Below are 12,139 nucleotides of genomic sequence, written 5' to 3'. Positions count from 1 at the left end.
CGTGACCAGCCGCCGCGGGAAGGCCAACACTTGACGGGGCAACGGGGCGATCTCGGCTTGCGCTGCACGGGGGCGCCCGAGCGTCTCTCCGGCGGTTTTGCTCTTGAGCACGCCGGCGTCGCCCAACCGTCAGCACTTCGACATCACCAATGAGTACATCCCCTCCAGGCTTAAGAAGTGGTTTCAATAGTTGTGGCTGAGGCATTGAGCGGGGTCGGCCGGGCTGGCAATCATGGCTGCCATGGCGAGTCAAAGACCTTCCGGGCGACAGCTCAGTGATCAGCTGTGGGAGCTGCTGGAACCACTTATTCCACCGCCTCCTCCGGCCAAGAACGGACGGACCGGGCGGCCGCGGGTTGATGACCGGGCCGCCCTGGAGGGCATTCTGTTCGTAGCCGAGCACGGCATCGCGTGGAAAAAATTGCCGCCCGAGCTGGGCTTCGGTTCCGGAATCACCTGCTGGCGCCGACTACGGGCCTAGCAGGAGGCCGGGGTGTGGGAGAAGCTGCACCATGCCGTGCTCGAGAAGCTCGGCCAGGAGGGCCAGCTCGACTGGTCGAGGGCCTGTCTGGACTCGGTGAGCGTCCGGGCGAAAAGGGGGGTGAACTGACCGGGCCCAACCCCACGGACCGCGGCACGGCAGGCACCAAGTGCCACCTGCTGGTCACCGCCGATGGGCTGCCGCTGGCGGTGGCGATCACCGGGGCCAATCGGCACGACTCCATGCTGGTGAAGCCTATCCTGGACGGACTGGTCCCGCTCAAGGGCCGAGGCCGCGGCCGACCTCGCCGCCGGCCGGGGAAACTGCACGCGGACAAGGTGTCCTGTGACGGGTTCAGTAGAGGCTCGGTAGTGCCGCTCCGGCGGTCGCCGGGACGGTGTGGTGACGATAGTAGGCGTCCTCGAACTCGGCCGGGGGCACGAGCCTAATCTCTCCGTGCAGGCGCCGGTGATTGAACCAATCGACGTACTCGGCCACCGCGATTTCGAGGTCATCGATCGACTTCCAGGGACCCTTGTGACGGATCAGCTCGGCCTTGAACAGCGAGTTGAACGCCTCAGCGAGGGCGTTGTCATAGGAATCGCTGGTGGATCCCACCGACGCCACCGCCCCGGCCTCCGCCAACCGCTGGGTGTAGCGCACGGCGACGTACTGAACGCCCTTGTCGCTGTGGTGGATCACCCCGCTGGTGTCATGGCCTTGATGGGCCCGGGTCCACAACCCCATTTCGAGGGCGTCCAGGGCCAGGTCCGTGCGCAGCGAGGTCGACAGCTGCCACCCCACCACCCGGCGGGAGAACACGTCGATGACGAAGGCGGCGTAGACCCATCCGGCGAAAGTCCGGCAGTAGGTGATGTCAGCGACCCACAGCCGATCCGGGGCGTCGGCGGTGAAGGCCCGCTCCACCAAATCCGGGCGGGTCTCCGGACCGGTGCCGGCCACCGTGGTGCGCGGCCCCTTGGCTCGGGTGATCCCGCGCAGCCCGGCAGCTCTCATCAGTCGATGCACCGTGCACCGGGCCGTTCGGTGACCCTGCCGGCGCAGTTCGGCATGGACCTTGCTCACCCCATAGACGCCGTAGTTGTCCGCGTGCACCTTCTGGATGACTTCGGTCGTCGTGGCATCGCTGATCGAGCGCGCTGAGGGCGGGCGGGTCTTGGCCGCGTAGTAGGTGCTCGGGGCGATCTGCACTCCGGCGTCCTGGAGACCCCTGCAAATCGGCTCGACCCCGAACTCGTCCTTATGGGCGTCGATGTAAGCCACTACCTGTTGTGTGGGCGGTCGAGCTCCGCCGCGAAGAAAGCCGAGGCCGACCGCAGGATGGCGTTGGCCCTGCGCAGCTCCCGAACTTCTCTCTCCAGCTCGGCCATCCGCTGGGCATCATCAGTGGTGGTCCCCGGCCGGTATCCCTCATCGACCTCGGCCTGTCTGACCCAGTTGCGCAGCGTCTCCGGATTGATCCCCAGCTGCTGCCCGATCCGGGCCAGCGCCCCGGCCTTCGTCGCCGGGTCTCTCCGGGCCTCTACCGCCATCCGGGTTGCGCGCTCACGCAACTCGTCCGGGTACTTCCTCGGTGCTCCCATGACTCTCATCCTTCCGTGGAATGAAAGCCTCCAACAGACCCGTCACGGGACAAGCTGGTGGTCGTCGCCGACCTCGACGTCCTCCCCACGATGCCGGGCTGGGCGGCAGGCCGTGCCGGGCTCACCGAGGTCGCCCGCCACCGCCTCTCGACCCCGGGCAATCCACGGATCGACCTGGCCCACTACCCCGACCACCCCCAAGACCCCGCCGGCGCCCCGCGCCCGCCCCGGCCACGGCCCCGGAGCGCGGCGGAGAAGGACTTCCTGGCCCTGGGCGCCGGCGCGCAGGCCTGGCTGATCGAGGCCTCCGCCGCCGGAACGGTACGGATCCGGGCGAAGATGGCCGCCGCCGTCGAGCTCGCCGCCCTCATCGGGGACGGGCCCGTGGACGCCGCCCTCGGGGTAGCCGCGGCCGCCGGGCGCTTCGGCGAGGGTGATCTGACCGCGATCTGCGATCACCAGGCCACCGGGGCCACCGCCGCCGGGCTCGTGGCCGCCGACGAGACCCACTCCGCCCAGCCCGGCACCGCCGCCTGGGCGTCCTTCGGCGCCAGCACAACAACCAGCACAACCCCCACCACCAAGGAGACCGCTCAATGAACACGGCCACCGCCCCGGCAGCGCCGCCGCTGCCCGACGATCTCGCCGCGGTGCTCAAGCGCATGCGGATGCCCTACCTGCGCGCGGCCGCCCCCGAGGTGCTGGCCACCGCCCGCTCCCAGCGCTGGGACCCCACCGAGGTCCTCCGGGTGCTGCTGGCCGAGGAAGCCCGTGGCCGCGACGAGGCCACCAAAGCCGCCCGACGCAAGGCCGCGGGCCTGCCGGCCGGGAAGACCTTCGAGTCCTGGCGGTCAGGCGATTCTTCGATCCCGGCCCCGACACAGTCCGCCCTGGCCACCCTGGAATGGGTGGGCCGGGCGGAGAACCTCGCGATCTCAGGGCCATCGGGCACCGGCAAGACCCACTTCCTCGAGGCCCTGGCCCACCAGGTCATCGACGCCGGGATGCGGGTCTCCTGGTTCACCCTCGAGTCGCTGACCGCCGCGATCGGCCGGGCCGGGGTGGACGGTTCGATCGGCAAGACCATCGCTCGGATCACCAGGGCCGAGCTCATCGTCGTGGACGACATCGGGATGCTGCCCTCGGGCCAGGCCGCCGCCGAGGCCTTCTACCGGCTCGTCGACGCGACCTACGAACGCCGCAGCCTCGCGGTGACTTCCAACATCCATCCGGCCGGGTTCGACACGATCATGCCCAAGACCCTGGCCACCGCCGCCGTGGACCGGCTTCTGCACCACGCCCACGTGATCATCACCGAGGGCACCTCGCTGCGGCTCACCGAGGCCACCGCCGGACGCGGGGTGGTCCCACTGAACTGACCGGCAGGGAGATCAACTGACCGCGGACAAGGAGATCAGCTGTCCGCAGACGGGGAGATCACCTGACAGCCCACCGGGAAGTCCCGCTGACCGTTGACACGGAACTGGCCTACTTTTCAAGGAGCACCGACACGCGCAACGCAGGCCTCTCTGTCGACGCCCGCAGATCACTCACCAACAGCTGAATCACCACCCTCGCCGGATAGCGGACCGCACGAGATGATGCCGCCACTCGTGTTTTTCAGGCGTAAGCATGCGTCCCTACCAGTGTCGGTTCCGCTCGAAGTTTGAGCTGTTTGTCCGGAACTTCAGCCACCTATTCGACCGGAACCGACGACCAGGACGATTCGCGATCAGACACTTCTCTTTGAGCTGAGCACCGCTGTCTTGCCCAGCTCGTCCGACTTCACGCGCCCGAACTGCGGATCGCTCACGGTGTCGGATCAGCCACCGGCACCGACCTCGTCTTGCCGCACTCGCACCACGGGCGCGTCTGATCCGAAGCCACGTGAGCGCCGCTAGGAGGACTCGCGCCTCTGCCCTCTTGGTCGGGAAAATCTACTGGGCACCCGTCCCGCCGACCTGCGACCACCAAGATCTATTGAGTAGTCAATGTCGCCGTTCGCACCCGCATGAGTTGCAGACAGCATGCCGTGGATGACGTGGTGACGCGATGGCCCAGTGAGGGCCTCTCCTGCGAGCAGATTCGACTTTGCTTCGAAATTGAGGTCTGCCATTTCCGAGACTGCGATTTTCGGAGCCGCATCGCATCAGGCACAGCAACGACCTTTTGTACCCCTCATCCCATGCATGGGCATCCATTGGCCGGTCCACGCGTACATGAGCGTGATCGCCATGAGCGAGCACAAGTACATGTCAAGCAGCGGTCCGGGGCACACTCCTGCAATACACCGTCACAGAGGTCCACGTCCTTCACGGTCGCGCATCGCTGATATGGGGACAAGTGACAAGCTACATGTCCACTTTTTGGCCCACAAGCCAGCAGACTCGGTGTCGTCCAGTCGCTGCATCCCCCATAGCGGCCGCCATTGGCTTTCACAAATAGATTCACATGAACAAGTCAGAGTGAATGCGTCGTGGCGTTCGAGCCTATGACTGCTTGAGCAATTCCTGCATGCTCTCAGCACGTTGGTTCATTCAGGGGGAACGAACCACGCCACATGCAATTGCACTGTGGCAAGGGTTTAGAGGGGACACTTAATGCGCTCAATAGTGCGACTCACCATGCTCACAGACTCACCGAACGAAACGCATGCACACAATCGCAAACGTGGGCAATCACGGTTTCCAAGATTTTCCGCGAATCCCATGCATGCATGGGTATGACCTGGGCATGTCTCCCAACGAATCTTTGAGACATAGGTGATGGTGCGCAAAACGGTCCTACCATATGCGGCCGCCACGATATCGCGATAGTTCGTCGCGAGGCTTGCCCACTGCTTGAAGACATTGAATTGACCTCAGAGACGTCGGAGCGGGCTGGGAGCGAGGGGAGTTCCCAGTTTAGTGATTCTAATTAGGGGGTAAGAATGCAAACGAATGGCCAGTATCAAAAGACAACCGTGGTGGTTCCCACATTCAATGAAGTGAAAAACGTGGGCCACGTGCTCTCGTCCCTGCCTGATGGGATCGACGAGGTCATTCTCGTCGACGGACATTCGAACGACGGTACCGTCGAGGCTGCCAGAGAAGCTCGGGAAGACATTAGGGTGATCTTCCAAACCCGGCGCGGCAAGGGGAACGCCATGGTGGCGGGCTTCTACTCGGCCACCGGAGACCGGATCGTTGCCATCGATGCAGATGGATCCATGGAGCCCGCCGAAATTCCGCGATTCCTGCAAGCCATGGACGACGGTGCCCACTACGTCCGCGGAAGCCGGTTCATGGGCGACGGTGGAAGCACCGACATCACTCCCGTTCGGTATGCCGGCAATCAAACGCTGAACTTCCTCGCCAACGCAATGTGCGGGACCAAGTTCACCGATCTCTGCTACGGGTATGTAGCGTTCCGGCGTTCGGTTCTGGACCTGATGCGCTTCCCCGACCCGTTCGATAAGCACCTTGGCAATGTGTGGGGAGACGGATTCGAAATTGAAACGCTCATGGCCATCCGCGCCGCGAAGGCGGGACTCAAGATTGCGGAGGTACCAAGTTTCGAAGCGAACCGGCTGAACGGCAAGAGCAACCTGCATACTTTCCGGGACGGCGCAAGGTGCCTGAAGACCCTTGTCGCGGAAGGTGTGGCCCCACGCACAATGTCGCGGATTCCGGACGCTGCACCAATCCCGGTGATGGATCTCCCCGTTGTCCATTCCGTCCACGACGAGGCGCTCGCTGTCGGGCACCTGATCGTCGACGGCGCGACCGGAGTCCTGCAACGTGCCGCCGACAGCACGGCACCTGCCCGTCAGGTCCTGTGATGCCTACTTCTCCGCTGACTGGGCACAGGATCAGCGTTGTCGTGTGCTCTTTCAGTGAACAACGATGGGATGAACTGTGCGCGGCCATTGCATCACTGCAACAGCAATCGCTGGTGCCGGAGGACGTCGTACTCGTCATTGATCACAATGACAAGCTGTTCGAACGGGCCGTCGGGGCGTTCGAACAGGTGACAATCACACGCAACACAGCGGAAAAAGGGCTCTCCGGCGCCCGCAATACTGGAACGGAAACAGCACGGGGAAACATAATTCTTTTCCTGGACGACGACGCGACGGCGGACCATCGTTGGGTCGAACACATGGTTGCACCTCTGGAAGATCCCGACGTCGTCGGCGTAGGCGGCTTCGCCATACCAGCATGGGAGGGCGGTGCTGCTCCGAATTGGTTCCCCGAGGAGTTTTACTGGGTCGTCGGGTGCAGCTACCGCGGTCTCCCTGCCCACCGAGAGCAGATCCGCAACCCGATCGGAGCCACCATGGCCTTCCGGGCCAGTAGCCTGCGAGAGTGCAACGGGTTCGCCAGCTCTTTAGGACGAGTAAGGGACAAGCCTGTTGGTTGCGAAGAAACTGACCTTTCGCTTCGAATCGCGGCCGAGCAACCGCAGAGTCGAGTTGTTCTGGCCCGCGATGCGGTGGTCTACCATCGGGTACCCCGCCAGCGCCAGACCACGAGGTACTTCCTGCGCCGCTGCTACTGGGAGGGCGTAAGTAAGGCCGTGCTCGCCCACAGGCTCGGCGAGCGTGCGGGGCTAGGGCTTTCGGAGGAACGCAAGCATGCACTGCGTACGTTGCCGCAGGGCATGCTGCTGGCGGTCGCTGAGGCGTGGAAACGGCGCTCACCGGCCCTCGCACTGCGGGCCGGCAGCATACCGATGGGACTCGCCGTGACGGCCGCCGGCTACGTGGCCGGCAACTTGAAGGTCGCATCCTCCGGCAACGATGCGGTGGTGGAGGCCGCCCGTGTCTGAAGTCAGCAGTCTACGCCGCAGCAGGGGAGGAAGCCGCGCGGCCGCCCGACAAATGCAATGGCAAAGTCCCGTGCTGCGCGGGGCGTTGGCCCTAACGCTCAATAGCGCGGCAAGCGCGGCGCTCGGCCTGCTTTTCTGGACCCTCGCCGCCCGCATGCTTCCGGTGGAACAGGTAGGCCTCGGGATGGCGACGGTCGCAACCATCACCACCGTTTCCAACTTGGGCCAACTAAATCTCTACCTGACGGCAGGCGTAATGCTCTCTGGTAGCCGAAGGCCCCGGCGACTGGTACTGGAATTGAGTGGTCTGGCAACAGCTGCGACTCTGCTTATCGGAACAGGCGCCGCGGTCTTCTGGGCGGTGACCGGTGTTGGCGGCGAGCTTGTGACCGGCGGGCCGCTGTTCGTGCTCTGCGCCGTCGGATGGACACTCTTCGCCCTAAAAGACGGTCTGCTGGTGGGTTTGCGTGGATTCGCGGCGGTCCCGGCGCTGAACACGATCTACGGCCTGCTCAAAATCGGGGCGCTCGTGCTCATGGCAACGTCCCTCGACGGTCGGTCCCTCGTCACAGCCACCTTCGCTCCCGTCCTCATAATTCTGCCCTTGGCGGCGTGGCTGATGTTCAGACGAACCCAGGGTATGGAGTCGGCCGCGACGTCGTCCAGCGGGTTGGACCGACGATTCATCGGGGTCGACTTCGTGGGGTCGGTCTGCCAACAGATCTCCACGACACTGCTCCCCTTCCTGATTCTGGTTTGGTCCGGTGCGCATGCCGCCGGAATCTTCGCTGTCGTCTGGCTGCTAGTGGTCATGTTGGACACGCTGGCTGAGAACGCAGGCGTACCGCTGGCTTCTGAAGCGGCACGGGAACCCCACCAGACCAGGCACTTGACCGGAATGATCTCCAAGCCGGCGTTTGGCCTGGTCCTCGCAGTGGTGGTCGCGACGCTGGTGTTTGCCGACATGGGTCTCAACTTCTACGGGACCGTTTACGCCGCGGATGGCGCACTTGCACTGCGGATCATGGCTCTCGCAAGCCTTGCGCGCTGCTATTCGGTCCTGACCTTGGCGGTTGTTCGCGCCGAACGCCGCGCAACGATCGCCTCAGCCATTGAAGCAGTACACCTGGTGGTGCTCTTTGGCGGCGCCGCAGCGTTGGTGCCTGTGCACGGGGTTACGGGCATGGCCCTGGCCTGGTTCGTCGCGCAGTTGATCACTGCGGCAGCGTGCTGGTTGGCTCGGCCTAAGGGAAGGCGATAGCCTATGCAAAGCACAACGAATTCGACGGTCAATGAAGTGCCGCAGTCGGTGCGCCGGCGGGGCGTCCCCTCGAAGGGACCGGCGATCTTGGTTGGCACAGTCGTGTCGGTGGCCGCGGCCACCTCGCACTTTGTAGTGTCCGCGATCGTCGCCACCGGGGCTTTCGGGCCTCTAAAACTCATCCATTCGGTTCCACCGACCTTCTATTTCTCGGTAGCAGCGTCTGTGGTTGCGCTTGTCGCCCTAATAAGGACTGACAAAGAGCACACGTGGATGTTGGGTGTGAACGTGGTTGTCCTCGCGGTGGTGCTCCACGGAACGGCCGCGGCGCTTGAGGGCGTGGCCAAATTCCCGACGGCATGGTTGCACGCTGGCTACACGGAGTGGGTCATGACGACCAACAAGGTGGCGACGGAAGCGGGTGCCTGTTTTAGCTGGCCTGCGTTCTTCACAGGAGCTGCCGCCGTCTTCGGCGGCAGTAGTGAAGGAGTCCCGGAACCCGTCTTGCGTTGGGCGCCGGTATACTTCCAGCTGGCCTATCTAGTTCCATTCCACGTGATTGCCAGCCGCCTCTTCGCCTCCTGGCGCACCACTTGGCTGGCGTCGATGTTCTTCAGCTTCACGAACTGGGTTGGACAAGACTACTTCGCGCCTCAGGCCGGAGCGATACTTCTTTGTCTGTGCGTCCTCGCCACGGTGTTACGATCGCTAGTCAATCCTCCAATCTTCTTGCACGGTGCGACACCGCGCGGTTTTCGCTACACGCCCGCCATTAGTAAGACCCCTTATACCGGGGTGCTGGCAGTTGGTCTGCAGAGAGCCAAGCTGAATCCGTCTGGTGGGCCGAGTACGGGCTTCTGGCGACGGCGTTGCTGACGTCGAACGCTTCCGGTGGTTGGACCCTGTGGCTGGTGGGTTTATTCGCCCTCTTCAGCACGGGGCTGGGTTTGATCGTCATCGGTTTCTGGTGCGCAGAGACGGCCTATCGCCTTGTCATCATTGCATGTGGAGGCCTGGCCGGAGTTACAGTAATCAGCCAATTTCTTATGATCGTCGAGGCCTTCGACCCCGTGGCTGTATTAGGCGTCCAAACGGCAGTAATCGCACTTCTATGGGTCACATGGGAGAGGGCAATATGGACAACTTAATCTTGAACAGCCCGTACACGCTTCTGGTGTGCATCCTATCGTCGCCCCTACTCGAAGCCGCCTCAATTGCTTCGGTCCCTAGGAGCCCATGGGCCCCCGCGAGCCGGCCGCTTCGCAGGAGGGCCGTCGTAGCAGTGTGCCTGGCCACCACGGTAGTTATCGCCAGGTTTTTGATGATGGGGTCGCGAGGTGGATCGTGCACGTCATGGTCGGCGGAATCAGATCAGTCGCCGGAGGCACCGGCTACGTCATTGCCGGACTTCGTCGAGAGCAGACGCTACGAGGGCACGAGGGCCTGTCCTGGAACATGGCGTCGATTCAGCACCCAGGAACTCGTCGCAGTTCACCAAATGCACTTGGGATAGGAGAGAAATTGAGCCCACAACTCATTCCAGTTCTGCTTTACCATGCCGTTACAGAAAACCCTGGGCGTTTGATTGCGCCCTTCGCCGTGACACCACAGGTCTTCGAACAGCACCTTGGCATCTTAAGGGAAGAGCAATACACTTGCGTCACTTTCAGTCAGTTGCTCGATTCACTGGCCGCTGGCACCGTTTCTCCTCGAACCGCAGTAATTACTTTCGATGACGGTTATAAGGACTTTGCAGACAACGCCCTGCCAGCGTTGCAGTCGCATGCCTATGCGGCGACAACGTATTTGACCACCGGCTTTCTGGCTGGCAGCAAGCTACATCACAAGGAACCCGGCCCAGCCGACCCAATGCTCGATTGGGCACAACTTCCCGAGCTCGTAGCGAGTGGCATCGAAATTGGTGCCCATAGCCACAGCCATCCCCAGATGGATACGCTCACTGCGGCGCAACTTCGCCGAGAAACATATCTACCCAAGGCGCTTCTGGAAGACGCACTAGGCGTTGGCGTGCGCAGCTTCGCCTATCCGCACGGATACAACGGTCCTCGGGTACGGCGCTTCACCAGAGACGCAGGCTACGACAACGCGGCCGGGGTTCGGAATGCGTTCACCCATTCAAATAATGACCCGTTCAATGTTGCCCGTTTGATGCTTCAATCGCATCATTCGTTGGGCACCTTTCGCAATTGGCTTCGTGGTTCTGAGGCACCTATAGAAACCCAAGGCGAGTCGCTGAAAACGAAACTTTGGCGCGACTATCGCCGCGGCAAAGCAATACTGCGACGACGACCAGGATCGGAATACCAATGAGCATCACCCACTTTTCCCATTTCCTTCCCGCACGGGTGCTGTCGGTAGACTTGGGCACGAACAGGGTAGAAGTACCAGCGCCGAGTGAACGCCCGCTAGCGGCCTATTCGCGCATTCGAGCCCTGGTCCGAGTGGCCGATACTCCGATTGGATTTGTCGAGCTTGAAGGTGTTACCACAGACGATGACGCGTCAATTGTCGAGATGGTTCGCACCCGCGCATGGGTTGATTTCCGGGAGAACCTGATTGATCTTTTCGCCAAAGCGCACTTACCTGCTCCGTCGAGCTCGGCAGATCTGAAGACGTACGCGCAATGGTCTGCAGAGAACGTGGTGGCCCACGAACAGGTCCTCGTCAGTGTAGTCATTTCCACACTTCAAAACGACGAGGCAGCTATGGCCACTGCTGCACGAGTATTGGAGGGTGCGCACGAGAGCCTCGACATCATCATCGTCGACAACTCCGATTCACCCGAACCGCTTGCCGCCAAGGTTGCGCAGCGATTCTCCAAAGATAGTCGGGTTCGGCACGTTTTAGAACGTCGGCGAGGCTTGTCACGCGCTCGCAACAAAGGGTTGGAAGTCGCGCGAGGAGATATTATCGTGTTCACGGATGATGATGTGATTGTCGATCGCCTTTGGATCACCAAAATCGTAGAAGCGTTCAACCTAGCGCCGAATGTGGGCTGCGTCACCGGTGCGATCATTCCTGCGGAATTGGAAACGCCAGCACAGGAATTGCTGGAGCAGTTCGGCGGGTTCAACAAGGGTTTTGCGACCGAAGTGTTCAACATGACCGATCACCGTCGTCCTGGGCCTCTCTATCCATACGATTCCGGACGGTTCGGCTCGGGCGCGAATATCGCCTTCAGGCGCGCTTGCATCGACGAGATCGGCGGCTTCACCAACCATTTGGGGGCGGGCACTCCAGCTTGGGGCGGAGAAGACATCGACGTCCTCCGCCGCACTGTTACGGCTGGCTACACCCTCGTTTACGTCCCGAGCGCGCTCATGTGGCACCGACATCGTCGCTCGTATGACGCGCTGCGCCGTCAGATGTATCGGTATGGGATTGGCCTCAGCGCAACAGTGACCAAATGGGTAATGGAAGATCGTGGCATTGCAGTAGAAGTCGCACGACGCCTGCCAGCAGGAGTGCTACATATTCTTGGGCCGAAGTCGCGAAAGAACAAAGCCAAGACCAGCACTTATCCAAGAAGTCTCACGTTGCTTGAGTTGGCTGGATTGCTTGTAGGACCCTTTGCGTACTTCCGTAGCCGTCGGGCGGTCCGCAGTGCCGACAGCATAAGCAGGAAAGACGCAGCCAATGGTGACTGCCGCACGAGTAGGTGACACCCTAACCTGTCACATATCGGTGCAGCAGTCCCGAAGTCCGAGATGGTCGGCCCCGGCCCCAGCGCCTGGCTCCCCAGGATCTGCCTTCCACCCACACAAGAGCCCAAAGTCGTGGAATGGCTCGCACGCTAGGAACGGCTCAATTGCTATCGGCACTTCGGCGCGATCGTCCCGCCAAAGGCGCGACCGACACCCTTGCGGGAGTCCGGCGCGTTGCTGAGCCGAGATGAGTGCAACGCGTCGAAGCGGATTCCGATCCCCGAGGTCACGTGCCCGGGGCGCGGAACGGTGCTGTCCA

Annotated in this window: 9 protein-coding genes, 1 pseudogene and 1 other annotated feature; of the genes and pseudogenes, 9 read left to right on the top strand and 1 reads right to left on the bottom strand. The window is 62.4% G+C overall.

The annotated features are described in order from the left end of the window. Window positions 1-241: 241 nt before the first annotated feature. Window positions 242-819: pseudogene (locus LQU92_RS07050) on the top strand (IS5 family transposase); the annotation flags it as partial. Between the two features lie 16 nt (window positions 820-835). On the opposite strand, the gene LQU92_RS07045 reads toward LQU92_RS07050, so the two are convergent. Continuing rightward, window positions 836-2,085, bottom strand: a protein-coding gene (locus LQU92_RS07045) for an IS3 family transposase (protein WP_230779343.1) whose coding sequence is annotated in 2 segments (ribosomal slippage) — window positions 836-1,806 and window positions 1,806-2,085 — 1,251 coding nt in all. Because the reading frame shifts where the segments join, the coding sequence is not laid out codon by codon here. After that, window positions 1,679-1,807 (bottom strand) — a sequence feature (AL1L pseudoknot). It overlaps the preceding gene by 129 nt. A gap of 57 nt (window positions 2,086-2,142) precedes the next feature. On the opposite strand from LQU92_RS07045, the gene LQU92_RS15125 reads away from it, so the two are divergent. The 8 genes from LQU92_RS15125 to LQU92_RS07005 all read left to right on the top strand — a co-directional run bounded on the left by LQU92_RS15125 (window position 2,143) and on the right by LQU92_RS07005 (window position 11,838). After that, entirely contained in the window at window positions 2,143-2,685 is a 543-nt protein-coding gene (locus tag LQU92_RS15125; RefSeq protein ID WP_230779341.1) for a hypothetical protein, read from the top strand. Then, window positions 2,682-3,464 carry an IS21-like element helper ATPase IstB gene (gene istB / locus LQU92_RS07035; protein WP_230779338.1) on the top strand — a complete coding sequence of 261 codons (783 nt, stop codon included), beginning with the start codon at window positions 2,682-2,684 and terminating at the stop codon, window positions 3,462-3,464. The genes LQU92_RS15125 and istB overlap by 4 nt, the downstream gene beginning before the upstream one ends. Before the next feature lie 1,550 nt (window positions 3,465-5,014). Further along, window positions 5,015-5,905, top strand: coding sequence for a glycosyltransferase family 2 protein (locus LQU92_RS07030; protein ID WP_230779334.1), 891 nt, complete (start codon window positions 5,015-5,017; stop codon window positions 5,903-5,905). After that, window positions 5,905-6,894: a glycosyltransferase family 2 protein gene (locus tag LQU92_RS07025; RefSeq protein WP_255667211.1), complete on the top strand. Its 990-nt coding sequence runs from the start codon at window positions 5,905-5,907 to the stop codon at window positions 6,892-6,894. The genes LQU92_RS07030 and LQU92_RS07025 overlap by 1 nt, the downstream gene beginning before the upstream one ends. Next, window positions 6,887-8,155, top strand: coding sequence for a lipopolysaccharide biosynthesis protein (locus LQU92_RS07020; protein WP_230779328.1), 1,269 nt, complete (start codon window positions 6,887-6,889; stop codon window positions 8,153-8,155). The genes LQU92_RS07025 and LQU92_RS07020 overlap by 8 nt, the downstream gene beginning before the upstream one ends. 3 nt (window positions 8,156-8,158) lie before the next feature. Continuing rightward, the gene (locus tag LQU92_RS07015; RefSeq protein ID WP_230779325.1) at window positions 8,159-9,031 is read left to right on the top strand and encodes a hypothetical protein; all 873 of its coding nucleotides are present in this window, start codon (window positions 8,159-8,161) and stop codon (window positions 9,029-9,031) included. Between the two features lie 477 nt (window positions 9,032-9,508). Beyond that, a complete protein-coding gene (locus tag LQU92_RS07010; RefSeq protein ID WP_230779632.1) occupies window positions 9,509-10,486 on the top strand; it encodes a polysaccharide deacetylase family protein in 978 nt (325 codons plus the stop codon). Next, complete coding sequence (locus LQU92_RS07005; protein ID WP_230779322.1) at window positions 10,483-11,838, top strand: glycosyltransferase family 2 protein; 1,356 nt, start codon at window positions 10,483-10,485, stop codon at window positions 11,836-11,838. Before LQU92_RS07010 ends, LQU92_RS07005 begins: the two co-directional genes overlap by 4 nt. Window positions 11,839-12,139: the final 301 nt, after the last annotated feature.

Source organism: Kocuria sp. LUK (assembly GCF_021012935.1).
Taxonomy (GTDB): Bacteria; Actinomycetota; Actinomycetes; order Actinomycetales; family Micrococcaceae; genus Kocuria; species Kocuria flava.
Note: the sequence above shows the minus strand (reverse complement) of the source record. Positions and strands in the feature narration are given on the sequence as shown.